The 26,739-nt window shown below is 39.9% G+C and carries 24 protein-coding genes and 1 tRNA gene; 15 read left to right on the top strand and 10 right to left on the bottom strand.

The window, feature by feature from the left end:
- The first annotated feature begins 12 nt into the window (after positions 1–12).
- Positions 13–2,673 carry a T9SS type A sorting domain-containing protein gene (locus ABIL39_04220; protein ID MEO0165326.1) on the top strand — a complete coding sequence of 887 codons (2,661 nt, stop codon included), beginning with the start codon at positions 13–15 and terminating at the stop codon, positions 2,671–2,673.
- 6 nt (positions 2,674–2,679) lie between these two features.
- On the opposite strand, the gene ABIL39_04215 is transcribed toward ABIL39_04220, so the two are convergent.
- Positions 2,680–4,017: a folylpolyglutamate synthase/dihydrofolate synthase family protein gene (locus ABIL39_04215; GenBank protein ID MEO0165325.1), complete on the bottom strand. Its 1,338-nt coding sequence runs from the start codon at positions 4,015–4,017 to the stop codon at positions 2,680–2,682.
- Between the two features lie 78 nt (positions 4,018–4,095).
- Here ABIL39_04215 and ABIL39_04210 point away from each other — a divergent pair, with 78 nt between their 5' ends.
- Complete coding sequence (locus ABIL39_04210; protein MEO0165324.1) at positions 4,096–5,436, top strand: PAS domain S-box protein; 1,341 nt, start codon at positions 4,096–4,098, stop codon at positions 5,434–5,436.
- 2 nt (positions 5,437–5,438) lie between these two features.
- Here the strand turns inward: ABIL39_04210 and nadC are convergent, their stop codons facing one another.
- The 3 genes from nadC to ABIL39_04195 are packed head-to-tail and all read right to left on the bottom strand — an operon-like array spanning position 5,439 to position 10,012.
- Positions 5,439–6,314 (bottom strand): carboxylating nicotinate-nucleotide diphosphorylase, encoded by an 876-nt coding sequence (gene nadC, locus ABIL39_04205; protein MEO0165323.1) that lies wholly within the window; start codon positions 6,312–6,314, stop codon positions 5,439–5,441.
- Positions 6,315–6,327: 13 nt separating this feature from the next.
- A complete protein-coding gene (gene uvrB / locus ABIL39_04200; protein MEO0165322.1) occupies positions 6,328–8,346 on the bottom strand; it encodes an excinuclease ABC subunit UvrB in 2,019 nt (672 codons plus the stop codon).
- Complete coding sequence (locus ABIL39_04195; protein ID MEO0165321.1) at positions 8,336–10,012, bottom strand: alpha-amylase family glycosyl hydrolase; 1,677 nt, start codon at positions 10,010–10,012, stop codon at positions 8,336–8,338. The genes uvrB and ABIL39_04195 overlap by 11 nt, the downstream gene beginning before the upstream one ends.
- A 115-nt stretch (positions 10,013–10,127) precedes the next feature.
- Here ABIL39_04195 and ABIL39_04190 point away from each other — a divergent pair, with 115 nt between their 5' ends.
- Genes ABIL39_04190 through ABIL39_04180 form a run of 3 tightly spaced genes read left to right on the top strand, consistent with a single transcriptional unit; the run spans position 10,128 to position 12,526 of the window.
- Entirely contained in the window at positions 10,128–11,063 is a 936-nt protein-coding gene (locus ABIL39_04190) for a D-alanine--D-alanine ligase (protein ID MEO0165320.1), read from the top strand.
- 13 nt (positions 11,064–11,076) lie between these two features.
- Positions 11,077–12,192: a glycosyltransferase gene (locus tag ABIL39_04185; protein MEO0165319.1), complete on the top strand. Its 1,116-nt coding sequence runs from the start codon at positions 11,077–11,079 to the stop codon at positions 12,190–12,192.
- Positions 12,193–12,220: 28 nt separating this feature from the next.
- Positions 12,221–12,526 carry a metallopeptidase family protein gene (locus tag ABIL39_04180; GenBank protein MEO0165318.1) on the top strand — a complete coding sequence of 102 codons (306 nt, stop codon included), beginning with the start codon at positions 12,221–12,223 and terminating at the stop codon, positions 12,524–12,526.
- Between the two features lie 10 nt (positions 12,527–12,536).
- Here the strand turns inward: ABIL39_04180 and ABIL39_04175 are convergent, their stop codons facing one another.
- Entirely contained in the window at positions 12,537–13,136 is a 600-nt protein-coding gene (locus ABIL39_04175; GenBank protein MEO0165317.1) for a 5-formyltetrahydrofolate cyclo-ligase, read from the bottom strand.
- Between the two features lie 179 nt (positions 13,137–13,315).
- Between ABIL39_04175 and ABIL39_04170 the strand changes: the two genes are divergently transcribed.
- Positions 13,316–13,600, top strand: a complete 285-nt coding sequence (locus ABIL39_04170; protein ID MEO0165316.1) for a metalloregulator ArsR/SmtB family transcription factor — start codon at positions 13,316–13,318, stop codon at positions 13,598–13,600.
- 92 nt (positions 13,601–13,692) lie between these two features.
- Here ABIL39_04170 and ABIL39_04165 read toward each other — a convergent pair whose 3' ends face one another.
- From ABIL39_04165 to ABIL39_04155, 3 genes are all read right to left on the bottom strand, one after another.
- Entirely contained in the window at positions 13,693–14,292 is a 600-nt protein-coding gene (locus ABIL39_04165; GenBank protein ID MEO0165315.1) for a hypothetical protein, read from the bottom strand.
- Complete coding sequence (locus ABIL39_04160) at positions 14,255–14,851, bottom strand: PD-(D/E)XK nuclease family protein (GenBank protein ID MEO0165314.1); 597 nt, start codon at positions 14,849–14,851, stop codon at positions 14,255–14,257. Before ABIL39_04160 ends, ABIL39_04165 begins: the two co-directional genes overlap by 38 nt.
- 160 nt (positions 14,852–15,011) lie before the next feature.
- Entirely contained in the window at positions 15,012–15,158 is a 147-nt protein-coding gene (locus tag ABIL39_04155) for a hypothetical protein (GenBank protein MEO0165313.1), read from the bottom strand.
- 328 nt (positions 15,159–15,486) lie between these two features.
- Here ABIL39_04155 and ABIL39_04150 point away from each other — a divergent pair, with 328 nt between their 5' ends.
- From ABIL39_04150 to ABIL39_04115, 8 genes are all read left to right on the top strand, one after another.
- Positions 15,487–16,113 (top strand): protein-L-isoaspartate(D-aspartate) O-methyltransferase, encoded by a 627-nt coding sequence (locus ABIL39_04150; protein MEO0165312.1) that lies wholly within the window; start codon positions 15,487–15,489, stop codon positions 16,111–16,113.
- Positions 16,114–16,170: 57 nt separating this feature from the next.
- Positions 16,171–16,244: transfer RNA gene (locus ABIL39_04145), tRNA-Pro, on the top strand.
- A gap of 119 nt (positions 16,245–16,363) precedes the next feature.
- Complete coding sequence (locus ABIL39_04140) at positions 16,364–16,822, top strand: TIGR00725 family protein (GenBank protein MEO0165311.1); 459 nt, start codon at positions 16,364–16,366, stop codon at positions 16,820–16,822.
- Between the two features lie 170 nt (positions 16,823–16,992).
- The gene (locus tag ABIL39_04135; protein ID MEO0165310.1) at positions 16,993–17,262 is read left to right on the top strand and encodes an acylphosphatase; all 270 of its coding nucleotides are present in this window, start codon (positions 16,993–16,995) and stop codon (positions 17,260–17,262) included.
- Positions 17,263–17,694: 432 nt separating this feature from the next.
- Positions 17,695–19,485 carry a T9SS type A sorting domain-containing protein gene (locus tag ABIL39_04130; protein ID MEO0165309.1) on the top strand — a complete coding sequence of 597 codons (1,791 nt, stop codon included), beginning with the start codon at positions 17,695–17,697 and terminating at the stop codon, positions 19,483–19,485.
- Positions 19,486–19,550: 65 nt separating this feature from the next.
- Positions 19,551–21,146, top strand: a complete 1,596-nt coding sequence (locus ABIL39_04125) for a T9SS type A sorting domain-containing protein (GenBank protein MEO0165308.1) — start codon at positions 19,551–19,553, stop codon at positions 21,144–21,146.
- A gap of 49 nt (positions 21,147–21,195) precedes the next feature.
- Positions 21,196–21,708, top strand: a complete 513-nt coding sequence (apt, locus tag ABIL39_04120) for an adenine phosphoribosyltransferase (protein ID MEO0165307.1) — start codon at positions 21,196–21,198, stop codon at positions 21,706–21,708.
- An 8-nt stretch (positions 21,709–21,716) separates the two neighbouring features.
- Positions 21,717–22,880: an alpha/beta hydrolase gene (locus tag ABIL39_04115; protein ID MEO0165306.1), complete on the top strand. Its 1,164-nt coding sequence runs from the start codon at positions 21,717–21,719 to the stop codon at positions 22,878–22,880.
- A 118-nt stretch (positions 22,881–22,998) separates the two neighbouring features.
- Here ABIL39_04115 and ABIL39_04110 read toward each other — a convergent pair whose 3' ends face one another.
- Both ABIL39_04110 and ABIL39_04105 read right to left on the bottom strand, forming a co-directional pair.
- Positions 22,999–24,015: a serine/threonine-protein kinase gene (locus ABIL39_04110; protein MEO0165305.1), complete on the bottom strand. Its 1,017-nt coding sequence runs from the start codon at positions 24,013–24,015 to the stop codon at positions 22,999–23,001.
- Positions 24,008–24,970, bottom strand: coding sequence for a GGDEF domain-containing protein (locus tag ABIL39_04105; GenBank protein ID MEO0165304.1), 963 nt, complete (start codon positions 24,968–24,970; stop codon positions 24,008–24,010). Before ABIL39_04105 ends, ABIL39_04110 begins: the two co-directional genes overlap by 8 nt.
- A gap of 125 nt (positions 24,971–25,095) precedes the next feature.
- Here ABIL39_04105 and ABIL39_04100 point away from each other — a divergent pair, with 125 nt between their 5' ends.
- On the top strand, positions 25,096–26,028 hold the full coding sequence (locus ABIL39_04100; GenBank protein ID MEO0165303.1) for a hypothetical protein: 933 nt from the start codon (positions 25,096–25,098) through the stop codon (positions 26,026–26,028).
- Positions 26,029–26,739 lie beyond the last annotated feature (711 nt).

Below are 26,739 nucleotides of genomic sequence, written 5' to 3'. Positions count from 1 at the left end.
AAAGGAGAACAGATGAAAAAAATTTTTGTTAGTGTAGTGGCATGTATTGAAATAATCCAGGCTGTGCCCTACTGGGTAACCGAGGATTTTGAGCGGGCAGAGTTATGTCTGAAGGGCAAACCGGTTTTGCAAAAGGATGTAGAATCTTTGCGAGGTGATTGGCAGACCTGGAACTATCTACATGAGCTTGTTCAGACTGCGGGATTTGTTGCCGCAATGCAAGTTGCCGATTCCTCAAATCCGGAATTTGGTGGCGTGATTGAAGGCGAAGACCAACCAATGGTTGTGGAAACCGATAATACCCAGCAGGCAGTCTGGGTATGGACGAGATATTATGAGATAACTGGAGATACTACTTATTTTCTAAATATCCGTCGGGCATGGATATACATAATGAATCATCCGGCTTATTTAGAAGAGGGGACTGAAAGTGATTATTATCGGGTTTGGAACTGCGGTCTGGCACTATTTGGCGAAACAAAATATAGAAAGGTCTTCAACGATTCAAGTTATCTTTGGTATTCAGATTCCTGTGCCCGGTATATTTTGCGCCATCCACTTCCTTTTGATGTGTCGAACCAGTACTATCGTCGTTTACATCCAAAGGTAACAGCACTTGCTGCGGGAATGTTATACCAGTATGGAAAAGAAATGGCTAATCAAGTTTATCGCGATTCTGCGCTCGCCTATGGGCAAAGAGTAAGAATTTGGATTGAGCAGAATCCCAATATCAATCTCAATGACGAAATTTGGGCGATGTCCGGGGGAACCGCGGTCTGGGGATTGTGCCGGTCAATCTTTGATGCCGATACCGCGAGTGGACAATTTTGGTTGAGTGCTTTTTTACCGTATATGAAATATTATCAACCCACCGGAACATGGAACAATTCTTGGAATATTTGGTATGCAAATGCATATAATTTTTCCGGTCGCATTCTCCAGAATGGCACTTACCTTAATTACCATCATTCCCTTACCGATAGTATGTTGATACAGGATTATGATGATGATGGTGGCATTCCACCCACGCGCTCTTGGAATCAATATCAGGACCATTCCTGGGTTTCAAATTATATGGTATTTATGGGATTTGAAGGATTGATGGATTCAATAAAAAATTTTGATGCTGGTCTCAGATATAACTTTGCACGTGGCACGAGGGATTTCTTTTTGATGGGTGATTCATTAAGGATATTTGTGATTGCAGGCAATTATGGTTTTAGGCCAATTGTGGGCGTAAATATCGCTATTAATGGGCCAAATTATTTTGCTGATACAGTCTTGGATTTTCCTATTGGTGAAGAAGATACCGTCTGGTTTCCCGAAATCTGGATTCCAAATGATACCGGCAATTTTACTTTCACGGGTGTGTCCAACCATCCTTCAGACCAGCGGTTCAGTAATGATACGATTTTTAATTCTATTTTTGTACGGCCCCTGAGGAATGTATCTGGAACAATCCGGGATACAATTTTAAATCAGGGCATTGTTGCTAAGGTATTTTTCCAGTTTATTGATGATACACTTGGTGTGTTCTTTGATAGCGCCAATACAGATTCTCAAACTGGAAACTTCCATGTGCATCTGATTGATTCAATTTATAATGTGAATGTATTTACTGAAATACCCTATCCCGATCTCAACCGGCGGCCCGTCTATGTGACACCCGATTCTTTTTCCAATCTTGATTTCTATGCATCATCCGCTGACTTACTGATAATCAATCGTGATACCCTGGGAAGATATTCGGAATATTATGCAAAACCGCTTGATTCTCTAAATATAACATACAAAATCTGGAAACCCGAAGAACAGGGGATTTTTCCAATCAGTCGGATTAACGAGTTTCGGAATAATGTCATAATCTGGTTTACGGGGAGGAGTCGGGTAAACAATGTGACACCTTCCGAGCAGGAAAGTCTCATTGTTTTTCTTAATGGTGGTGGCAAACTTTTGATTTCTGGGCAGAATGTCGGCGAAGAAATTTCTCAAACCATATTTTTTCGAAACTATCTCCATGCCCGCCTGCTGAATGATTCCATAAATGCGATAAGATGTTATCCCGATTTGACCGATTCGCTCGGCAGAAGATTAGGAAAGTTCCAGACCACCGGTTCCGGTGGGGCGCAAAACCAGTATTCGCGGGATTTGATTTCTGCTGACAGCCTCGCCCACGAATTTCTGTTTTATGATTCGCTCCAAACAAATTGTGCAGGTATATGGTTTAATAATCCTTTTCCTTCCCACCAGATAATTTATCTTGGTTTTGGTCTTGAGGCAGTTACCAAGATGCCTTGGTCCGGTTATGTTTCGAGAAAATATTTACTCCAGCAATTTCTAAGTTGGTTTGGGCTAACTGGCATTGAGGAAAATTTTGTGCGAAATCCAAAGATGAATGATTTTGATGTCTTTCCGAACCCATGCCGAAAAAATTTGATAATCAAATGGCGCTTGAATATTCCGCTAAGGGAGAGGAGATTAAGCTTGAAGATATTTGATGTGACAGGCAGGTTAATTAAAGAAGTTATCCCGGCTCTGCACGACAATCCCTTAGAAATCTTTACTTGGGATTTAACCGATGAGAATAGAGATTTAGTTCCTGCTGGGGTTTATTTCATTCAATTAATGGGTACTAATTTCATAAGGAATGAGAAGATTGTGGTAATAAGATGATTTGTATTAGACCTTTTTTATATCAATTAAATTTATCGCTTTAATCAAGTCTGCATAAAAATAAAAAGAACCGAAAACAATAAGTACCGATTTGTAATCCATATTTGCTAATGCATACTCCAGGGCGTTTCTCATTGAACTGGCGATGATCAGGTTATTGGAATGGCTTTTTGCCTTTTTGAAAATCTCTAATGGGTCCAGCGCTCTTGGATTATTGGCTTTGATGAGCAGAACTTTTTGTGCTAAAGGAAAGATGTTCTTTACCGCATAATTTATATCTTTGTCTTTACTACAACCAAATATGATATACATTTTATTTACATCTTCAGGCAAGACCTTTAAATTATCCCGCAGTGCTTTAAATGAATCTTCATTATGCGCAACATCATAGATTATCAATGGTTTCTCTGATACAATTTCAAACCTACCCGAAAGTTTTGCTTTTTTTATTCCCGTTTTAATATTGGAGATTTTGATTTTAAATCCCCTCTTTTTCAATTCATAAAGAACTGCCAGTGCAATCTGGAGGTTTTCAATCTGATGTCTGCCAGTGAGCGGTAAAAAGATCCCAAACTTTCCTAGCGCACCGTTAACGATCAATTTACTTCCCTTGATTGAGATATTCCTAATTATTATTTTATGCAAATCATCGGCAAAGATAAGCTGGTATTTTCTTTCCCGGGCGGCCTTTTGTAAAACTCTGTTGACCGAAGGTCGTTGATGAATAGTGATACAAACACTTTCTTTTTCTTCTGCCCTCAAAGGATTCAACTTTTTTGGAATGATCCCAGCTTTTTCATGGGCAATCTCAGAAAGTTTATTGCCCAGCAAATTCATATGGTCGCAACCAATTCTGGTAATCACCGGAATATGAGAATTGAAGACATTTGTTGCATCCAGCCTGCCACCAAGTCCGACTTCTAAAACGGCAAAGTCAACTTTTTTTTCAACAAAATGCATAAAAGCAGTTGTCGCAAGGACCTCAAAAAAAGTCCGTGCACCAATACGGGTTTTGAAATTGATGTGTGGTTTTATTATCCTGATATATTTTGCAATTTCTTTTTCGGTGATTTCCTGATCATTAATTTTTATCCTTTCGGTAATTCTCGTTAAATGGGGTGAGGTAAAGAGCCCTACTTTATAACCATTGGCAATCAAACAGGAGTTAATCATTGTGGCGGTCGAGCCCTTTCCTTTCGTCCCAGCAATCAATATCACATTTTTCAACTTTTCCTGGGGTGAGCCAAGTTTTTTTAGAAATTCCTTGAATGCCTCAAGGTCATATTTATAACCAGGTATTTTCTCATAATTCACTAAAGAGTTTAAAAATGCTTCTACCTTCATTGCTGGTATTTTAATTAAAAATAAGATTGTGTCAATAAAAATGAATTGACAACCCATCATTTTTTATTATAATCCGGTATGGTAAAGAAAAAAGAGGATTCCAGCGCCGATTACAAAAAAATTATTGAGGCACTGGCGAGGGCGGGAGATGGTGATTTAACCACCGAAATTGATCTATCTTCAAATGACCCAAATTTAAATACAATTGCCCGGGAATTTAATAAAATGGTTAATAAACTGAAATCAGCATTTAATGAACTGAGAGAATCAAATCGGCAGTTGGATGCAAAAGTAAAAAGATTAGAGCGAATTTTTGATAATAGCGAAGATATCATCGTTTTTATCAATAAATATGGGACGATTGTTGATATCAATAAGAGCGTTAAACAGATTTTAGGTTATGACCCCGATGATTTAAAGGGTAAACACTTTGCCAAGGCCGGAGTGATTTTGGCTGAGGAAGTGTCTGCTCTTCTGGAAGCCTTTAAAAACGCCTTGAAAAAAGAGGTCGTTAGAAATCCCATAGGTCTCACCGTTGTGACAAAAGAGGGTAATAAGTTAAACATGGAGGCAAATGCCAGTTTGTTGAAAAATGAAGATGAAATTGAAGGAATGGTGGTGGTATTAAGGAATGTGACAAGGCATATTCAAAAGGATATCAGACTGCAAGAGGAAAAGGAAAAATTGCGCTCTATTTTGTCTTCCATTGAAGATTTGGTTTTAATCGTGGACAAAGATTCACGGCTGGTTGAATATTACGAATCATCTGCCCATCCCGAGAGTTTTGCATTTGTCCCGCTCAAACAATATCTCGGTAAACCGGTGAAAACACTTTTTCCGAAATCCATCGCCTTAGAGATGGAGAAAGCAATAAATTACTGTATGAAAAAGAAAGAATTTCAAGAGATTGATTATCCTTTATCCAGTGGAAAAAAAGTCATCTGGTTTAGCACCCGCATTACACCCCTCCAGAATCCCGCAAGTGAGGTAACTGGTGCGGCGATACTTATTCGCGATATTACTCCCCAGGTGGAAATGGAGAAAATTCTGGAACAGACCGAAGAGAAATACCGCAAGGTATTTGAACAATCACCTCAGGGTCTGCTCATTCTGGACGCTGAAGGTCGGATTGTGGATGTAAATAAAAAAATGTGTGAGTGGCTTGGCTATAAACGGAATGAGATGATCGGGAAGGACCACATAATGTATCCTTTCCTTACCAAATCCGGAAAGATAATGGCAGTGAGAAAATTTATTCAGCGCCTGGCGGGAAAGATTGTGCCGCCCTATGAACTTGAGTTTGTTGCTAAGGACGGCACGGTCTATATTGGTGAGGTCGATGCCCGGACCATTAAAGATGAAGACGGCAATATCACAATGGTGGTGGTGATGGTCACCGATGTGACCCGCCGCAGATGACTCTAACCGATGGGTTTCATCTTCAAAGCAATATCGATCGCAGGGGCAGAGTGGGTTAAAGCACCGATTGAGATATAATCGATATCAAGATCGGCGTAATTTGAAATATTATCAAGATTAACACCGCCACTTACCTCTATTTCAACTTCCGGATGAGAACTTCGGATGAATTTAACCGCCTCCTTAATCTGCTCGGGACTCATGTTATCAAGCATTACCCGATTGACACTTAATGCCAGCGCCTCTTTCAATTCCTCTAAGGTTTTAACTTCTACTTCAATAAAAATCCTTTTCTTCTTGCTATTTTGTCGAACTGCATTGACTGCATTGGTGATGCTTCCCGCAATCTGTATATGGTTGTCTTTTATCAAAACCATGTCATATAGACCGAAGCGATGATTGTAACCCCCACCGGTTTTGACCGCATATTTTTCAATCAACCGTAAACCCGGGGTGGTTTTCCGGGTGTCCATTATTTTAATCCGATTCCCCACCTGTCGCACGAATTTCCGAGTGAGGGTGGCGATGCCGCTCAGTCGTTGCAAAAAGTTTAATGCAGTTCGTTCAGCCTTCAGACAACTACCCGCTGGTCCAATTATGGTTGCGATCGTCATCCCGGGATTGAACTCCACACCGTCTTCCATCTTGGGTTCAAATTTGATATTTTTATCTACCTCCTCAAATACAATCCGGGCGATATTGATACCGCATAATACACCATCTTCTTTGGGAAAGATTATTCCTAAGGTCTGGGCATCTGGGGGTACGATAGCATCTGTGGTTATATCCCCAGGACCTAAATCCTCCTTTAATGCTAATTTCACAATCCTTCTTACTTTATTTTCAAAATTTTTAATGGTGCCTCCTTGGTTGTACATTTTTTTCTCAAATTTATTTGGGAAAGTTTATTTTTTTGAATAACTCTTTGTGGCGGTTGCGCTGTTTCCTTTCGTTCATCTCCATTCTTTTTTTGATCGCTTTTATCTTATCTCGCAATTGCGCAGCCCTTTCAAATTCCATTAGCGCCACCGCGTCTGCCATCTCTTTGTATAACCTTTCAATTTCTTCAAAGGAATCGGTTTCTTTTTTATCTTCGGCTGATAGCCTGTCCGCAACCGAAGTGGCTTTAAGAATTTCCTCTTTGGTTTTAACGATACTACGTGGGGTGATATTATGGAGGCGATTATACTCAAGTTGTTTATTCCGCCGCCGTTCCATCTCGGCCAAGGCACGTTTCATAGAATCGGTAATTTCATCGGCATAGAGGATCACCTCACTCCGCACATTTCGCGCTGCCCGACCCGCAGTCTGAATCAACGATCTTTCGCTTCGTAAAAATCCTTCCCGGTCAGCATCCAGGATTGCTACTAATGCCACTTCGGGCAAATCCAATCCCTCTCTTAAGAGATTAATGCCGACCAGGACGTCAAATTCACCAAGTCGCAAGCCCCGGAGAATTTCTACCCGTTGTATTGCATCGATCTCAGAATGCATGTAACGCACGCGGATGCCGAGTTCGTTTAAATACTGAGCAAGTTCTTCAGCCATTCGTTTGGTTAGGGTGGTAACCAGAATTCGTTCATTACTGGCGACCCTTTTTTGAATTTCGTTTATCAGATCGTCGACCTGATTCTGGGCGGGTTTTACTACTACCTTGGGATCAACAATTCCGGTGGGACGGACGATCTGTTCAACAATCCGGTTATTTGATTTTTTAATCTCCCAATCCGCTGGGGTCGCTGAGACACAGATTGCCTGATTGATTAATGATTCAAATTCGTCAAATTTTAAAGGCCGGTTTTCCAGTGCTGATGGAAGTCGAAAGCCGTATTCCACCAGGGTTAATTTTCTTGAATGGTCGCCTTCATACATTCCTTGAATCTGGGGGATCGTCACATGTGACTCATCGATCACCATCAAAAAGTCTTTCGGAAAGTAATCGATTAAACAGAAAGGTCTTTCACCCGGTTTTCGACCGGATAGATGCATGGAATAATTTTCAATGCCCGGACAGTAACCGAGTTCTAAAAGCATTTCACAATCAAATAATGTCCGCTGCAAGAGACGTTGTGCTTCAAGGAGTTTACCATGTCTTTCAAATTCCGCGACCCTTTGTTCCAGTTCAATCTTGATATTTTTTACTGCTTCTTCGATGCGCGGACGGGTGGTGATGAAATGCTTGGCGGGAAATATGACGACTTCATCAAGTTCTTGCAGGATATGACCAGTCAGAGGATCAAAAACTTTTATTCTGTCGATAAAATCGTCAAAAAATTCCACCCTGATGGCATTCTTTTCATCGGCGGGGAAGATATCCACGATGTCACCGCGCACCCGAAATGTACCCGGCGTGAATTGGATATCATTTCTTTGATATTGAATCCCGACGAGTTGAGTCATCAATGATTCTCTCCCTTTTTCAACACCTTTTTTCAAAAGCACAACCAGTTCCTTTATTTCATCCGGAGAGCCAATGTTATAGATACAAGAGACTGAAGCGACAATTATCACATCACGCCGGGTCAAAAGGGCAGAGGTAGCTTTTAAGCGTAGGCGTTCGATCTCTTCGTTGATTGAGGCATCCTTAGCAATATAAAGGTCATGTTCAGGAACATAGGCTTCGGGCTGATAATAATCGTAATAAGAGATAAAATACTCCACCGCGTTTTCGGGAAAGAATGATTTAAATTCACTATATAATTGGGCGGCTAGGGACTTATTATGGGAAATGACCAAAGTCGGTTTCTGGACCTGTTCAATCACATTGGCAATCGTAAATGTTTTGCCTGAGCCTGTAACGCCGAGCAGGGTTTGAAATTTGTAGCCTGCCCGAATTCCTTCCACCAGTTTTCTTATCGCCTCGGGCTGGTCACCGGCCGGTTTAAAATTGGCGACGAGTTTAAATTTCACGTTTCAGGATTTTAAAGGATTTAGCTGGTAGCGATAATCTTAACTGCTGGGTTGTGATGATGAATCTTTCGCCGGTCATTAGATTTGTATATGTTCCGTTCCACACCGGTAATGTTGTATAACTCGGATTTTCACCACAATTGAAGGCGACAATTGTGCCACCCCGGTCATAAGCATAAACCCGATTGATATCATTGACATAGAGGGGATAGAAGAATTTTCCCGTCAGAAATGGATTTTCTTGGCGGATTTTTATCAGTTTTTTTATTTCTTCCAATAAGGCACGATTCTGCTTATCAATGGACCAGGGGAAACTTCCCATATTCAAAAATCTGCCTTCCTTCATTCCCACTTCATCACCATAGGTCAAAATCGGTGAACCAACGATGGTGAAGATAAAAGCATAGATTAATAGCAAATCTGCATTGTCAACAAGACTGGCAATCCTTTTGTTAAGAGTGCTCAGGTCAATCAGACTGGTCAGATTGACTTGGGAGAGATTAAAAAATAATGTCCGCCGCAACTCTTGGTCAAATTCACTGGTGTTAATTTTTTTCAGGGCAAAATAATTAATTATTAGTTCAGCAATCTTTTTATTCGTTGTGCCGTCAAATCCATTTATGCCGAAGTTTTCGGAAGAGCCGAGTATCAACAGATTAGAGTATTTCTTTTTTAAGGCATTTTTCAAAAGCCGGACAAATTCAGGGTCAATGGTTGGGTCTTCGCCTAGATAAACACCATCGAACCCGAAATGCAGCCAGTAATCAAGATAGCCGATCAAAAATGCCTGGACTGATGGGTCTTTTAAGTTTAATTTGGGGAAACGGGCATCATTTGCCCAGCAATCATAATTAGGGGGGTTGGTTTTGATGGGTAGGGAATGAATGTTGAACCAGTTATAATATTTTGAATTGGCACCGTTCTTTATCACATCTAAAAATCCCCCAAAATTAGAACCGGTGTGTGTAACGATAAATTTCAAAACAATAAATTTTTTCCGGAGATGGACTTCATTTATCAGTTGTTTTAGTTCTACTGTGTCCCCGAAACTTCCATCAATACTGGCGAAATCCCGGGTGTCATATTTATGGTTAGAATTTGCAGCGAGTATCGGTTGCAGTAATAAAATGTCAACATTTAGCGAATCAAGATAGGGTAATTTTTCTATAAGTCCCGCGATATCACCTCCATAATAGTATTCGCGATCCGGAGGTTTATTCCATTCTACCGTCGGTGCAGGGTCATTGGCTTTGTTTCCATTATAGAAACCATCAAGGAATAAACTATAATACACCCTGCCGCATGCCCAATTAGGCACCGTAAATGGTGGTTGGGAACATTTGAATGTGCCGGTGGGTGGCAACATTAAAGAATCGCTTTTGTCTCTTATTAATATTTGGTAATTGAATGTTGTATCAAAAACACCGATGTCCGCAACGAAATAATCAGATTTACTATCCTGGAAACCGAGATTCATTTTTAGGCGTTTATTTTTTCCATATAACACATAGGCTTCAACGATGGTTCCTTTATTTGCCTTCAACCTGATCTCGCCAGCTGCAGGATTGAGATAGAAAATGTTTTCAGGATTGTGGTATAAGAGATCAGGACTTATCCCGCGCGCAATGGAAAATGTCAGCAATATTATACCACCATAATATTTCATACATCAAATTTTATACACGACCAAAGAATTGTCAATAGGCAACTAAATCACTCCCTTTAGACTTAAATCTTTATTGCTTCCTTGACATTGTAATTTTTTTGATTATCATAACAATATGAAAGACGAACGTGGATTTCTTCGGAAAAAAACAATTGGAGTATTATATGGTGGTTGGTCCTCGGAACGGGAAATCTCCATTGGTTCGGGAACCACAGTGATTGAGTCATTAAAAAAACAGGGATTTAATGTAAAAGGGATAGATGTTGATCGGGATTTTATCAAAAAATTACGGGATATTGATATTGCTTTTATTGCCCTCCACGGTAAGCCAGGGGAGGATGGAACTGTTCAGGGAATTTTGGAGTTTTTAGGTATTCCTTATACCGGCTCCGGGATCATTGGTTCCGCAATCGGAATGGATAAGATCATTTCTAAATATATTTTCCAATCGCGCGGAATCCCCACGCCCGAATATTTTTATGAGAAGGATATTGATGTTGATAAGGTTATTGAAAAACTTGGGTTGCCAGTGGTCATCAAACCTCGTGCTGAAGGTTCGAGTGTGGGGGTATTCATCGTGGAGACCCGGGAAGAACTCATTAAAAAGATAAAATTTGTTACCCGGAAACATCCAGATATCTTCTTTGAAAGATATTTGGGAGGTAAGATTGCCACCTGTGGTATTTTAAATGAAGTCCCCCTTCCGGTCCTTGAAATCGTTCCCAAAAAGCGAAAATTTTATGACTATAAATCCAAATATACCAAAGGGATGACAGAATATATTATTCCCGCGCAAATTCCGGAAGACAAATATAAACTGACCCAGAGTCTGGCATTGATGGCTCATCAGGCGATTGGGGCATACGGGTTTTCTCGGGTGGATTTTGTTTTCGATACAGAGTATAATCCTTATGTCCTGGAGGTGAACACCATTCCGGGATTGCTGCCAGAGTCTAACCTTCCTCTGGAGGCAAGGGCAATCGGTTTGAGTTATGATGAGCTCATTTTTGAAATCTTAAAGACTGCCCTGATTAGATTGAAAGAAAAATAGATTTATTACCACCATGAGGATATTGATCCTCGCCGTTCCTATCGGTGCAGGTCATTTCAAAGCGGCGACAGCGATAAAACAGGGAATAGAAAGGTTATCACCTGGAGTTCAAATTAAATTGGAAAATTGTTTTGATTGGGTTTTACCAATATATGGACTTGCCTATAAAAACATCTACGAATTTTGTCAAAAAAATGCGATCTGGGCTCTGAGAATATTTTATCAGGGCATGGGGGTAAAGAAAGGCGGAGATAAGAAGCTTTATTTCTTTCATAGAATAACTGCACACCGATTTCCGGATTTACTTAAGGAGTATCGTCCAGATTATGTATTATGCACACATTTCTCCCCGGCTTATTATTCGGCGTTATATAAATGTGATTTCCGATATCGAATGGGTGTGGTGATTACCGATTATTATATCCATCCCCACTGGGTGAACAATGAGATAGATGATTATTTTATTCCGAACGAAGATTTGAGCGAACAACTCTTGAGTTATGGTGTAGAAGGTAAAATATATCCATTCGGTATTCCCGTGAATCTTGATCTGGAAGGAGCGATTGATAAAGAGGCTGCCCATAAGCGGTTTGGCATTTTGCCCGAACGGACTTCGGTGGTGGTGATGGGTAGCAAGGTTTTTGGGGGTGAATGGTTTGAGATTGTGCAGGAGATAATCGATTTTGATTATGACTTATTTGTGCTCTGCGGGGAAAATAAAGAAGCAATGAATAAGATAAAAGGTTTACAGGGAAAGGCAAATTTAAAAGTCTATGGAATGGTTGAGCGCATTCAGGAGTTGATCGCGGTATGTGATATTCTGATCACCAAAGCGGGCGGGATAACGACAACAGAAGCCACACTTGCCGGACCCTGTTTGCTTTTTGCCAACTCCATACCAGGTTTGGAAGACAAGAACGAAGAATTTTTCGTCCGCCACGAGGCGGGTCTTAAATTAACTAAAGAAAATGCGAAGAAGGTTATGGCAGATCTTCTTGCCCATCCTGAGAAGATGGCAATGATGAGAAAGAATTTATTGAAACTTGCCAAAAGGAATGCCGCATTGAATATTGCCAGGATAATTTTAAAGAATAGTTTGAATTCAGAATATGACTCAACAAGAGTTTGAAAAAGTGGTTAGGGAGGCATTAGCGAAATTGCCTCGGATCCTCCGGGAGAGACTGATAAATGTGGAGATTGTGATTGAAGACAAACCAGTAATTCAGAAGAACATATTAGGTCTTTATCAGGGCATTCCTTTGAGACAAAGAGGTTTCTGGTATGGTAATGTGCTACCTGATAAGATTACTCTTTTTAAGCAGAATATTGAACGATTAGCATCCGATGATGAGAAAGCCCGTCGCTTGATTTTTGAAGTCCTCCTTCACGAAATTGGTCATTATTTTGGATTTGATGATGAAGATTTAAGAAGGATTGCTTCTGAACCAGCAGTCGAATCCTGAGCATAAAAATTTAAGAACTTTTTATGATTTTTGTTGGGGTTATAATATAATCCACCCGGGTATCAAATTCGTTGTGGGGAACTTGTTCAACAATTTGTAATTCATGAATCGTCGTTGCCACTGGAATTCTGCCGAACTTCTCAAGGTGCATTGAAATCTCCCTATCTCCATAACCACCACCCTTACCTAATCTCCAACCCTCTTTATCAACCGCAACACACCCGGTGATGATCAAATCGGGTTTTATGAGTTCTTTTATTTTAATTCCATACTTGAATGCACCGGCAATCGTGGCCGCCTCTGCTTCATTACCTTTGACCTTTTGTGGCTCAATCTTCAAAAAACCTTCTTTTAGTTTTGGCGTCGCCATTATCAGAGTTTTACCCTGTTTAAGACACAATTCTCTAACTGGCTTCTGGGCATAATCAGGGTTGGTAAAGATTATCCTTGCATCTTTCCATTCTTGTAGTGTGGTAAGCAGATATGCTGCCTTTTCCGAGCCTTTAAAATTGGGAATTCGGTCTTTTAATGGTAGCGGAAACCTCGCAACCTTTTTCTCCTCCAGCAAACGCCATATCTCTTCCCGCAATCTTTGTTTTTCTTGTTCCATATTCAATTTTAATCACCAAAAGTGTCCTGTCAATTTATTAAACGCTAATCCTTATCCATCCTCTATTTTCATATCCGCTTTTCGCAGTCTCCCTGTTTCAAATTTTCCAACCGAAATTTTTATTTCTTTGTTTCTTAAGAAACAAAGAAATTGACTTGTAGCGAATTTATATAGTTGAAATGGATTTTTTATTGAGATTATTAAAGGCATTAGCAAATGAAACAAGGATTGAAATCGTCCAATTACTTATTAAGAGCAGGCAACTATCACTGAATGAAATTGCAACAGAAATAAATAGACCTTACAAGACCGTGGCAGGTCATCTCAAAACTCTTGAGAAAGCAGGACTTTTGAAATCCCAGCGATTTAAAGGTGAAACGCTTTATTCTCTTAATAATTCGGTCAACCTTGAATACAACCGGCTATTGATTGGACTCATTAAGAAAAGAATGCAACATAAATAACTTTCTTTGTTTCTTAAGAAACAAAGAAAATATTGTAGTAGCCATCTGGCGATTTTAGAATCTCAAAATTGTGGAATTTTAACGAATGCTTGTTATTTCTTCCCCTTTCTCATTCTCAATACTTCTGCTATTGCTTTGTCTATCGGGTCAATAAACTGGGCAAGGTTGTCAAAGATTTTGACTATTTCTTCAACTAATTGACCGTCTTTGATGATTTGAATCCATTCTCCAGCTTTATGAGGATAATAGAAAACCAAACCTCTATTTTCATCATAGTGCCAATTGGTCTTCAACTCTTTAACAATTGTTGAGAGTTTTGACATTAATAAATTTTTTTTCTCATCCTTTAATCCTTCTCCAGTCCAAATACCCGCAGTTGGTAGTTCTTCCGTATCTCCCAGCATATTGTTAAGCGTTATGTTTTCAACATATAAATAAACACTATGCCATTTTTTATTTCCATATTGCCATTGTTTATTAAAGATATGGATGGCGCGTGGCTCTCCTACCTCTGGATAAATCTGTTCACTAAAATTTCCACTCCGCCACCATTCTTTCTCTTTAAGAGAATCTATTATCTCTGGTATTGTTTTGGCTATTCTACTTTTAAATTTTTGCACTTCTTCTTGTAAATTTGCTATATCCTCCCAATGGTCAAGAAGATATACTTCTATTTCGTTCGATTTCCGCATTCTTTACCTCCTCTTTTTCTCTTTTTGCCTTTATTATATTTTTCTCTATACATTCAAGATATTGCCAAGCCATCCATTTTGCCTTTTCGGCTTGAGCTTGGTTGATAAAATCTTTTAGACATTCTGCTACTGTATCCCAGCCTAGCCATTTAAAGACAGTTCCTGCAAAAAATTCTGCACCAGGGTCTTCGGGCGAAAGAAGAAAACCATGCCTGTTTTCATTGGGTATCTCCATAAACTCTGCTTCTTTAATAAGGTCCCTATTTTCTTTATCTATCTGTGATTTATCTGGCATACTTCCAACTTTATTCTCAATATGGATTATAAATTTTCTACCGCATCCTCTTTTATGTGTAATTTCAATATCTATTCGTGATTCAGCGTGTTGCACCTCTAGTTGCACCCTATAATTATCATCTTGGGCGTAATCCGGTGGTAGATTCAGTTTTTTTAAGAAAATCTCAAAAAATAATTTACCCTGTGCGTGTGTTGCAAGTGGATCTAAAAGATAAGCAATAAATCTACTATGCCGTAATTCATCGTAGGTAAAATCAAGAATATCAAGGATATTTATATCATCTGCGGTTGCCCTTTGTTTTTCTCTAAGTTTCTTAAGGGCTTTATTGTAACCATCAAGAAGATTTTCAAATTTTTCAATTGTGGTAGTTACATATGCATCATTTTTATTCTTAAATTCAGTGAGAAAGGCAACAAATCTATTAAATAAAGCCGTTTTTTGTCATCCGGTATTGTGCAAAAAAATTTTCCATTTTATTTTTATATGATAAAAGATAGTTTTCTTTGGTCTTTTTATATCCATCCATCAAATGCACAATACGTTCTTTATTCAACTTTCCACTTCGCATGATAAAAGATTATATTAAAAACGAAAAAAGTCAAGTGCAATAGAGAGTTTTCTTTACTGATTTAAGTTCAGCAACATTAAGATACAGTATACAGGTTAACTATTTCCTCAATGCCTCTTCAATGGTTTTTTGTTCTTCTTTGGTAATCTGGTATAGGTCATAAAAGATTGAGTCAATCTTGGTTAATTTTTCAAACGGCATATTTTAATTTAATTTAAAATTGTAATAAAGTCAAGCGAACCAGTTTTCCCCATCTTGACTTTTCTTTTGTTTTCAATATTCTATATGAGTGATTGAGGTTAAAGAATGGCGTGTGGAAAGGGAGCGGATGGTCAAAGAGCAAATCATTGGAAGAGGTGTCAAGGATGAACGGGTTATTGATGCAATGCTCCGTGTCCCACGCCATCTATTTGTCGATAAAACTTATTATCATCAGGCATATAATGATTATCCACTGCCAATCGGTGAGGGTCAGACGATAAGTCAGCCCTACATGGTGGCGGTGATGACGGAGCTGTTGGAATTGAAAGGGAGTGAATCGGTGTTAGAGGTCGGAACTGGTTCAGGCTATCAAACGGCGATACTGGCTTTGCTCTGTGCCCGGGTTTTTACCATTGAGCGGATTCCGGAATTGAGTTTTCGAGCAAGAAAAGTTCTCAATGATCTTGGCTTTAACAATATAAATTTTTTAATCGGCGATGGGAGTGTTGGCTGGCCAGACTATGCACCATATGACGGCATTATCGTTACCGCTGGTGCGCCAGATGTTCCTAAATCACTGATCGACCAGTTGGCGGATAAAGGCCGGTTGGTGATTCCAATCGGTGGTGAATATTTCCAAACCTTGAATGTAATAAAAAAACATAAAGGGGTGATAACGAGAAAGGAACTTTTTGAGTGCACCTTCGTGCCGCTTGTAGGAAAAGAAGGATGGGAAGATAGAGAAAAAGTTTGATGGTTCTAACTGTTCTTTGGAATTTTGGTATCTGTGACTTTTTAGCATTTATTTAACCGGGGTGTGGCGCAGTGGTTTAGCGCGCATGGTTCGGGACCATGAGGTCGTGGGTTCAAATCCCACCGCCCCGATGTTAAAAGATAATCAGTAAATTTTTTATTAAAAAATCCCTCGCCCCTTGTGGAAGAGGGTAAGGGTGGGGGAATTGAAGTTACGAAATTGACTTTAATTTTGTAAAAAAGGAATTTTTATGAACAAAAAGATAATTGCAGTAATTGGTGGAGCAGAGACGAGCGAAAAAAATTTAAGGATTGCCGAGGAAGTTGGTGCTTTGATTGCTGAGAATGGAGCGATTTTAATCACTGGCGGACTTGGTGGGGTAATGGAGGCAGCATCAAGGGGTGCAAAAAAGGCGGGAGGTCTTGTAATTGGAATTTTACCAGGAACCGACAAAAGAACTGCTAATGAATATGTGGATATTCCAATAGTTACAGGAATGAATCAGGCACGGAATATCATCATTGCTCGCACCTGTGATTGTGCTATCGCCATTGATGGGAAATATGGAACACTGACTGAGATCGCCTACTGTCTTATGTTCAATGTGCCGGTGATCGGGATTAATACCTGGAAAATTGATGCCCCGATAATTCATGTGAAGACCGCCAAGCAGGCAGTGGAAAAGGCATTTGAACTTACTGAAGGGTGAAACTTGAAAATCCAAATTCCAAACAAATTCCAATAACCAAATTCTAAAAATCAAAGATGCGCAGAACAATCTTAAAATTAGAATTTTGATAAATTCGTATTTGGAATTTAAGCATTGTTTGGGATTTGGTACTTGAGATTTGGGATTTAACCGAGCAAAGCGGGGTTTAATTGCATGCTGAAATAATTGTCCAGGGCGTTGTGCAAGGTGTAGGGTATAGATTTTTTGCGATTCAAAAGGCGCGCGAATTTGGTATAACAGGTTATGTGCAAAATCTTCCAGACGGAAGCGTTCTGGTTGTTGCGGAGGGAGAAGAAGGTTTATTGAATGATTTTATAAACGAACTTAGAATTGGTCCACGGGCAGCACATGTAACAAAGGTTGATGTAAAATTTTCAGAAAAGGAAAAAGGATATAAAAACTTCAGTGTCAAATTTTAAGTAGTTTATTGCTCATGGTAACAATTTCTTTTAAGATCAATCGGCAAAAACATCAAAAATAACAATCTCTAACCCTTTGGGCTGAAAAGACAAGCAATTCGTGGAATTTAAGCCGAAGTTTATGTTTAATATCTCCAAACGGGTGCCCTCCCATTGAGATGTACCAGCGGTCTTATTTGCATTGGTTTTGGTGTATTTATATTGATGATGATATGCAAAATTAGGCACAAAGAGATTGTTCTCTACAAATTTTAAATCTTTATCCCTATCACCTACCTTTAGATTACAAATTCCCCTGCATCTTCAATTCCAAGTTGCCATTATAAGGCTCGGTCCATAATTTATCCACCTTAACTCCTTTTACCTTTTGTCTTTTATAAATATCTTGACTTTTTCTTCAGTATCTTTATAATTTACTAAAAAAGGAGAAAAATGCGAAAGCACCATATGTTAACAATATTGTTCGTATATTCCATTGCTTTTGCCCTCAGTTATGTTGAATCCTCCGTTGGTCTAAATGTGCCACAAATGGAAACAGGCAGAACCGAGATTGAGATGGTTGATATAAATAATGATGGAAATATTGACATCCTCTCTATCGGTGACCATGGTTCGCCTTATGTCAATACCCAGGAACACGGCGTTATGGTATGGTTTGGCAATGGTCAAGGGATATGGAGTGTGTATCAAAATGGTGATTTCGGCTATGGTGGTATTGCAATAGGTGATGTAAATAACGATGGATTTTTAGACATTGGGTATGGTATGCACCATAATGAATCAAACAATGATTTTGGCGATTCTATACTGGAGGTGGCGCTGGGTGATGGCACGGGTCAAAATTGGATTCCTTGGGATGATGGAATATCTATCGGTGATACAATATTCCCTGTGAACTGGGGAATGTTCTGTACTGATTTTGCTGATATAGATAATGACGGTGATTTAGACTTAGGTGCAAATTCATTCGGTGGCAACGATGGTGTTCATATATTTGTCAACCATCTTGATGGAATCTGGCATCAGTGTTTTGGTTTTTTAGGCGGTAATTCCACCAATGATTTTCTCTTCGGTGATGTGAACAACGATGGATATGTGGATTTCTGCGCTGCCCATCAATATGGAAGCATCTACCTTAACAATGGTGCTGGTGGTTTTATACTTGCTGATGGTAATCTACCACCCGGTGGTAGCAACGGTCGTCCCGGTCCGTCTTTGGGCGATGTTGATAATGATGGCGACCTTGATTTTGCTTTTTGTAATACAAATGGTGGTGTTGAGGTATGGAGATGGCAGGGTAATAATACTTGGAGTCAATTTTCTGGAAATTTACCGACGGCCGGTCGTTATCGTTTGACCCAACTGTGCGATATGAATATTGATGGCTTCATTGACCTATGCGCCTTTGGTGATAGTATCATAACAATCTGGCTGGGGGATGGCCAAGGTAATTGGATTCATGATACAACTTTTTATATTCCCGGTCCGGGCACGGTCAGTGCATTCAGGGTAGGTGCCGATGCCGACCATAATGGTTATCCGGACATCGCCCTCGTGGGCAGGTCGGGGAGTGTAAATTGCCCCAGATTTTATAAAGAATCTTCGGTTTCGCAAAACCTCTTCATCTTTCCTGTATTCCCCCGAGGCGGTGAAAAATTCTATCGCAATTCGGTTCAGTTTATAAAATGGACCTGTGGTGTACCTGTGGGTATCGCCACTATAAAACTGGAGTTGTCCACAACCGGTCCCAATGGTCCCTGGACATTGATTGCCAGTAATCTCAAAAATAACTGCCGGTATCAATGGCGAATACCTTCCAATATCCAGGGTTCAAATAATTGCTACATTAAGTTTACCGCTGCTACTTCCAATGATACAGCAGTTGCCCTAACACCCCGACCTTTCTCAATATTACCGGTCGTTGGTTTTGAGGAAAGACCAAGAAAAGAGAAAAGCAGGATTGCATTATCGATCTACCCCAATCCTTCAAATAAAGGAATTGCCATCAGTTTCAACACCGATAGAGGGATTACCAGCCTAAAGGTCTTTGATAATACCGGACGCTTGGTAAAAGATTTATTCCGGGTAATCGGCGCTGGGAGGTTCAATATCTACTGGAATGGAGATGACCAAAATGGAAAGAAAGTTCCACCCGGCTTATATATATTAAGGATGGAATACCCAGAAGGCAGCATAGAGGAAAAGATTGTAATAATGGAATAAATTTGACTTTTTTGATCTAATTTAGAAAAAAATGGTAAAGAAGATAAATAATTGAGGAGGTCTTTATGTTTAAAAATATTGCTTTTTTTGTATTCATTGTCAGTCTTTTATTTGGTCAGGGATTTCTCAATATCAAGGTAAATACTGATAATACAACTCAGATTCAGAATGAGCAGCAGATTGTAATAAATCCTACTGATACATTAAATCTTGTCGCGGACTGGCGTGATTTTCGCGTCGGGTACCGCCAGGTTGGCCATGCGGCATCCCTGGATGGCGGCAGAACCTGGATTGCCGAAACCCTCTTTGTTGAGCCGACTTATAACTGGGATTCAGACCCGGGGATGACCGTGGATGCTGATGGCAACTTTTATGCAATCGTGCTATCTTTTAATTCAACTTCCCAGCCTAATGGATTTTTTCTATTTCAGTCAACGGATAAAGGAATTACCTGGAGTCCGCCACGGACAGTGGTGAACAATGTCCAGAATGTATTTGAAGACAAGGAATTGATCGCCTGTGATAGAACGAACAGTCCATATCGTGGCAATCTTTATGTTGCCTGGGCAAGATTTCTTAACTTTTCCACACCTGCGATATATTTCACACGCTCCACAAATCAGGGTTATAACTGGTCGACTCCGATTCAAATCAGTGATACCCAGGGGAGCCTTCAATGGCCAGTGCCCGCAGTCGGTCCTAATGGTGAGGTTTATGTCGCCTGGTGCACATATAACTCAATAAAGTTTGATCGCTCTACAAACGGTGGTATATCATTTGGAACCGATAAAACCGTCCAGAGCATTTCTTCAATGAATCGCTATGTAAAGGGAACAATACTTACTTTTTCCTATCCGGCAATGGATGTGGATATTACCGATGGTCCGTATCGTGGTTATATTTACATCGCTTATATGGATAATGGAACCGATGGTTATCCGGATATGTTCTTCACCCGTTCCACGGATGGTGGAAATACCTGGAGCCCAAGGGTAAGAATAAATGATGACCCTGTGGGCAATAACATTGATCAATTCCATCCCTGGCTCACGGTTGACCGCACCGGCTGCATTTCAGTGATTTTTTACGATTCAAGGAATGACCCGAATAATATCCTCTGTGATGTATATCTTGCACAATCTACTGATGGCGGAACCACCTGGCTTCCCAATGTCCGTGTAACCAATGTCTCTTTTGATTTAAGGGCAGGGTCGTTTGCAGATTTTGAACCTTATGATCCAAATAAGCCCCTTGTTGACCAGCGGGCTGGTTTGATCGGTGAATATAATGGTCTGGCAGCAGCATCAAAAGGAAATCCAATACCAATCTGGACCGATACCAGGAACGGGAATCAAGATACCTATGTCGGTGTAATGGAGAATGTTGGACTGGACGAATATTACAGAATGCATAAGAAAATTCTGTTTTCAATTAAACCAAATCCTGCTACAAAAAATATCTCGCTGGAATTTAATTTAACAGAATCCAGAACAATCACCTTCAATATTTACAATTCCGCAGGTCAAATTGTAAAAAGAATTAATGAAGGGAATTTGAAATCAGGTAATCATAAGATAGATTTAGACCTTTCCCTATTTTCAGAAGGTGTATATTTCGTTAAAGGAGAAGGCATTAACGGAAAATTTACCTTAATACGATAAAAATTGACAAGTATCTTTTTATAAATATAATCACTCGCAAGGAGGTTTAATGGACTTAAAGAAATTTATTCGGGATATTCCTGATTTTCCCCAAAAAGGGGTCATGTTTCGTGATATAACAACGATTTTGAAAAATCCCGAGGCATTTAAATATTCAATAGATACCATTGTTGAAAAATATAAAAATGCAAAGATTCAAAAGGTCGTTTCAATTGAGGCACGGGGTTATATCTTTGGCGGTGCAATTGCCTATAATCTTGGCTGTGGACTTGTGCCGGTACGCAAACTTGGAAAATTGCCAGCCGAGACAGTCAGGATGGAATATGAATTAGAATACGGCAAGAATGTCATCGAGATTCATAAAGATGGGATTGAAAAAGGAGAGAGGGTCTTGTTATTTGATGATGTCCTTGCAACCGGTGGCACAATGCTTGCGGCATGTAAACTCGTGGAGATGCTCGGTGGAAAGGTAGTCGCCTGTGCCTTTATTGCGAATCTAACTTATTTAAATGGTAGAGAGAAATTAAAAGATTACGAAGTCTTTTCACTCGTTGAGTATTAGGAGGTATTATGCGTTATATCTTGATTCCACTGGTATTGCTTACTATCCTTGTGAAATTGACTGGAGCACAATATCCTGATTATGATACAACGGGACCATTTCCTACCGTATCTTACCGGACTGAAAATATCCCGGGTGTTTATGAAACGATGAATAACTCCCGGATTTATTATCCTTCTTCAGGAAATCAGGTAAATCCTGATGCTGTTCCCTGTCCGATTATCGTGTTTGGCCATGGATTCCAGATGGGTATTGACCGTTATTACAGTTATGCCCAACATTTAGCATCCTGGGGATATATTGTGGTTTTACCGACAATATCAAATCCATTTCCCACACCTGAACACTATACCCGTGCGCATTCAATGGTGGATGCAGCGCGCTGGACTGCGAGCAGGGATACAGTTCCAACCGATATTTTTTACAACAAACTCGCCCGATTCAAATGGGGATTTACCGGACACAGTATGGGCGGCGGGCTTGCCCTTCTTGCAGCAGATACATTCAGGCTATATGATACACTTAAAGCGGTAGTTTCTTTAGCGAGTCCCCAGACTACACCCGCAACCCATTCCGAGCACCTGATAACACCAAAGATGATTATTGCGGGTTCAGTTGATAATATTGCACCCTGGAATGATATTCGCTCTGCATACTGGCAGAATGCACCAGCACCAGGTACATTTGCGGTAATCTATGGCGCTAATCACGGATACTTTATGGATTATTCATACTCTTGGGAAAATGGTGGGACCGCAACCATAACACGTGCCGAACAGCAGAGAATTGCCCGCAGGCATATGACTGCATTCTTCCAGCGGTATCTAAGAAATGATACTACTATGTGGAATTATCATTATTGTTTCGGCGATTCAATTAAAGGTCATCCGACAATGGATACAGTTGAAGTCAGATATGGTGGGGTCGGAGTAAAAGAACAGAAAAATGCCAGTGATACAAAATCCGAGATATCAGTCTATCCCAATCCGTTTACTAAATCTTTGAAAATAACTGGGAAAAGTTGTTCTGCCGAGATTTTTGACATTACCGGGAAAAAGATTGCGGAAATAAAAATTCCCGGAACCTGGCAGGCGGATAGAACTCTCAATGCCGGTGTCTATTTCATAAAAACCCCTGATAACAGAACGAAAAGGGTAGTGTTTCTTAAATAATTACTAAAATTTTTGGGTCTGTCCGGAATATAGGTCACTAAATGTAGGGCAAACCTTCAGGTTTACGGTGATTTCATTGCAAGGCTAAAGCCTTGCCCTACAATTTTTTCCTGAATTATTACTTTACGAGTATATAAAAATAGGTGATAAATAAAATGATAATTAAAATTAAAAGTATCACCAGTAAAAAATGGAGCCCGGTGCTGCTCTTTTCTTGTTTTTTCTTCTTTTTTGCTTTACTTTTCACAACGGTTGTGACTTCCTTTGCCTGTTCAATTCGTAAAAGTAAATTTCTTATATTCTCTTCAACCAGTGCCTGATTTTTCCAGCCCAAAAAATTGTTCAATGCCTTGAGCATATCTTCGGCGGATTTATAACGAGCCTTCGGATTTCGTTTCATTGCTTTATTGATAATTCTACTCAATCGCCAGCTGTGATGTGGGTCAAGCCAGAAAGGAGATTTATATTTTCCACGGCAAATCTTGGCAATTATCCCATGGCTTTCTTCTGCAACAAAAGGTTTCTTACCTGTTACCATCTCATATAATACAACGCCTAAAGAGAATATATCTGATTGAAAAGAAACTTTTCCGCCACCGGCCTGCTCTGGTGACATATAAAATGGTGTACCGATGATTGCACCAGTCGTGGTCAATTCCGGGGCGTCAATATCTCTTGCTACTCCAAAATCTGTTAGTTTTACCACACCATTCTTTGAGATTAAAATATTTTTCGGTTTGATATCGCGATGGATGATACCATTTTTATGAGCGCAGACCAGTGCCTGACATACCTCGCGGGCAATGGATGCAGCAAGCACCGGATGCAAGGGGGCTTCTTTCTCAATTATATCAGCGAGACTCAAACCTTCAATATATTCCATAACGAGATAGTGTTCGCTACCTTCGCGGAGATAATCATATATCTCAACGATATTTTTATGATTTAGATTGGCACAAATCCTTGCCTCGCGCTTGAACCTTGCCTGTGCCTCACCATCAAGATTTCGCTTCATCTGTTTTATGACAACAATTCTATCAAGCGAGCCCTGAATTGCGGTATAGACTTGAGCCATACCACCCTTACCAATTGATTTCAGGATTTTGTAGTTTCCAATTGTTTGTTCTTTATTCATTTGCTACCACAACCCGATTACGGCCGGATGATTTTGCCTTATAAAGGGCATTATCAGCGGATTTAATAAAGTCGTGAGAACTTGTAAATCGCAAAAAATCCGTAGCAACGCCGATGCTTACAGTGATCTTTATCCCGATTATCTCAGCCGATTTTTCTTCCACAATTTTGCGCATCGATTCGGCAATCTGGGTTGCACTCGCGCTGTCCATTTTGGGAAACAAAACAACAAACTCTTCACCCCCATAACGGGCAACGATATCATCTTTTCGACATAATGCCTGAATCATATGGGCTACTCCCCTCAATACCTCATCTCCTTTATCATGCCCGTATGTATCATTTATTTTCTTAAAGTGGTCAATGTCAATAAAAAATAGGGTCAGGGGTTCTCTTTTCTGATGCGCGTTATTGAATTGTTGTTCAAAGGCACGGTCAAAATAGTGGCGATTGTAAAGACCGGTCAGTCGGTCGCGATTTGCCTGCTCGGTCAATTTTTTTCGGCTTTTCAGAACCTTTTCGTGATATTCTTTCAGACGCCGGGCAATATCCCTTTCCCGGATTTTTTCAGCAATGGATCTATATTCGGCAACAAGTTTCTGGGTTTCATTGCCCGCGTATGCAGATTGTGTTTCATCGTATATCCCTTCGACACCCCTGCCATCATCAAAAATAATCGTAAAATTGCCGATGTTTATTTCATCACCATGTTTTAACTCAGCTTTGGTGATCTCCTTGCCGTTGACAAATGTTCCGTTCGTGCTATTTAAATCTTCAATCTTAAATTTTCCATCTTCATAATAAATTCGGGCATGTTTTCGGGAGACTTCTTTGCCATCAATTATAAAATCACAATCATTTGCCCTGCCAATGATATATTCTTTTTTTTCAAGGGCAAAATTTTTGAGTAAAATGCGTTCGTCAACAAGAACCAGACAGGGATTGCCTGAAGCCATCAATTTAAGTATAGTAATATTCACTAAAAAGTCAATACGAGATTCTAATTTTTAATACCTTTTTAGATTTTAAATTTAAACCTTATGGGCTTGATTTTCGTCAAACTTTGCAGAAAGGGGGTAAAATGAGATATTTTAAAGCCATATTGGCTCTCGTTTCAGCCGGCGTCTTGATTATAGGTTGCGGGAGAAAAGATGATGAGGCTGAGATAACAGAACTCCTTGATAGGACTTGGTTTATTGGTGGCGAAGTTCAGACATTAGATGATAGTACCGCAACCCCTCAGTTGATTAATAAAAATCCGCAGAGTACCGGTGATACCTTTCCGTTTTATGTAAAATGGGTCAGGTTTATTGAACGTCCGGTTGAAAGGCATTATGATATTGAGGTTGTGGGAGATAGTGCCTTTGTTATAATGACTGCCTACCTCAAAGGAACACCCCCGAATTATGGTTTCTTCGTAAAGAATGATACTACTCATTCAACATTGGTCCATAAAAGGACGATTACTGATAGTATTGTTCGGAGAATAAAATGCTTCCGTGATGATACTGGTTGGCACATTGCTAGTATTACGGTCGCGGATATTTATACAGCTGGTGCCCAGCATCCAGTAACGATAAATAAGGTTGAGGTGAGGGTTGGCGGTAATCTGGTATTTTCTGTGGATGACCCTAATACCTATTTCACCAAGGCACAACTGCCGACATTTAAACCGTATGATACAGTTGAAGTGACAGTCTATTGTCAGGCAGAAGGTGATTCAACCTGGGCATTTTTACACCATGGCGCTGGACATAGACCCGGAGTTGGTCTAAGAAGACACTGGCGACAGCCCTTCTATCGTGAAAATACTACTACATTTACGAGAACTTGGTATATTGCAGATGATTCGATTATCAACACACCAGCAGTGCGACACAGTGCAATTGATGTGATCGGCTGGGCGACATTGTTTGGTGATTCAACCGCAACTTACTATTCGCATGCCTGGGGAATTCCCTATATAATTAAGAATCCAGAAGATACCTTGCCTGGAGACTCGGAAACCGATTGAGAATCATCTAAATTCAATTTCGGGGTTATCCTCCATTTTTATTTTGTGAAACCATGGCAACAAGAAGGGTAAAAGATTTTCTGACCCTATTGCTGTTTTCCATCCGACCATTGAATAGGCAAACCAAAAATACGGGGTGTTAGGGTAGAAGAAACTTCACAGTCGCAATATACAATTCTTCAGACCAGAATGTTTCTAAGTTCATTTCCCGCAAGAATTACCTCTGGTTCTGAAAGGACCATCAGTTCTTGAAGAAAACCTTGTCCTACATTGGTTGCTCCTCCTGTCAATTTTTTCTTGTAGTGGTTGAACTTGCTCGACAATTTACAGCAAATGTAGGGCAAAGCTTTCAGGTTTGCGATTATCTCTTAAAAATACCTTTTTCAACCGTAGGGATTATCATTTTTACAATTGTCGAAATGATAAAATGATAATCAGAAATATTTTATGCAAGGCTGAAGGTGCTTTGTTATAGTTCAAATTTCGTTGGTAGCTGCATCCTTCAGGTTGCGAAATACTTTGAGATTTAGATGTATTTATCCGCAGGCTAAAGCCTGCGCCTACCATTTTGTAAGTTATGAGGCGGGCTCTGAAGTCTTACCCTACACTTGGTGCTGGTATCAACGTCAATTTTTCCCATAGGGGTTGAGCTTGTTCAACATTGATTATTGCATGGTAGACTCTGTCACTACAGTTTTTATTGCAAACTAA

The sequence above is a fragment of the candidate division WOR-3 bacterium genome (genome assembly GCA_039802205.1).
Taxonomy (GTDB): Bacteria; Hydrothermota; Tepidihabitantia; order SM23-42; family JAOAFX01; genus JAOAFX01.
The sequence above is the reverse complement of the archived record's forward strand: the minus strand, read 5'-3'. Positions and strand labels throughout refer to the sequence as shown.

Bases quoted from the DNA above. Each gene is read 5' to 3' on its own strand.
- ABIL39_04195 (MEO0165321.1), bottom strand. From the start codon at position 10,012: ATGAAATATTATGGTGGTATAATATTGCTGACATTTTCCATTGCGCGC.
- ABIL39_04140 (MEO0165311.1), top strand. From the start codon at position 16,364: ATGAACAAAAAGATAATTGCAGTAATTGGTGGAGCAGAGACGAGCGAA.
- ABIL39_04215 (MEO0165325.1), bottom strand. From the start codon at position 4,017: ATGAAGGTAGAAGCATTTTTAAACTCTTTAGTGAATTATGAGAAAATA.
- ABIL39_04175 (MEO0165317.1), bottom strand. From the start codon at position 13,136: ATGGAACAAGAAAAACAAAGATTGCGGGAAGAGATATGGCGTTTGCTG.
- ABIL39_04170 (MEO0165316.1), top strand. From the start codon at position 13,316: ATGGATTTTTTATTGAGATTATTAAAGGCATTAGCAAATGAAACAAGG.
- apt (MEO0165307.1), top strand. From the start codon at position 21,196: ATGGACTTAAAGAAATTTATTCGGGATATTCCTGATTTTCCCCAAAAA.
- ABIL39_04165 (MEO0165315.1), bottom strand. From the start codon at position 14,292: ATGCGGAAATCGAACGAAATAGAAGTATATCTTCTTGACCATTGGGAG.
- ABIL39_04155 (MEO0165313.1), bottom strand. From the start codon at position 15,158: ATGCGAAGTGGAAAGTTGAATAAAGAACGTATTGTGCATTTGATGGAT.
- ABIL39_04150 (MEO0165312.1), top strand. From the start codon at position 15,487: ATGGTCAAAGAGCAAATCATTGGAAGAGGTGTCAAGGATGAACGGGTT.
- ABIL39_04185 (MEO0165319.1), top strand. From the start codon at position 11,077: ATGAGGATATTGATCCTCGCCGTTCCTATCGGTGCAGGTCATTTCAAA.
- ABIL39_04110 (MEO0165305.1), bottom strand. From the start codon at position 24,015: ATGAATAAAGAACAAACAATTGGAAACTACAAAATCCTGAAATCAATT.
- ABIL39_04105 (MEO0165304.1), bottom strand. From the start codon at position 24,970: ATGGCTTCAGGCAATCCCTGTCTGGTTCTTGTTGACGAACGCATTTTA.
- ABIL39_04130 (MEO0165309.1), top strand. From the start codon at position 17,695: ATGCGAAAGCACCATATGTTAACAATATTGTTCGTATATTCCATTGCT.
- ABIL39_04210 (MEO0165324.1), top strand. From the start codon at position 4,096: ATGGTAAAGAAAAAAGAGGATTCCAGCGCCGATTACAAAAAAATTATT.
- ABIL39_04190 (MEO0165320.1), top strand. From the start codon at position 10,128: ATGAAAGACGAACGTGGATTTCTTCGGAAAAAAACAATTGGAGTATTA.
- ABIL39_04125 (MEO0165308.1), top strand. From the start codon at position 19,551: ATGTTTAAAAATATTGCTTTTTTTGTATTCATTGTCAGTCTTTTATTT.
- ABIL39_04100 (MEO0165303.1), top strand. From the start codon at position 25,096: ATGAGATATTTTAAAGCCATATTGGCTCTCGTTTCAGCCGGCGTCTTG.
- ABIL39_04115 (MEO0165306.1), top strand. From the start codon at position 21,717: ATGCGTTATATCTTGATTCCACTGGTATTGCTTACTATCCTTGTGAAA.
- ABIL39_04220 (MEO0165326.1), top strand. From the start codon at position 13: ATGAAAAAAATTTTTGTTAGTGTAGTGGCATGTATTGAAATAATCCAG.
- nadC (MEO0165323.1), bottom strand. From the start codon at position 6,314: ATGTACAACCAAGGAGGCACCATTAAAAATTTTGAAAATAAAGTAAGA.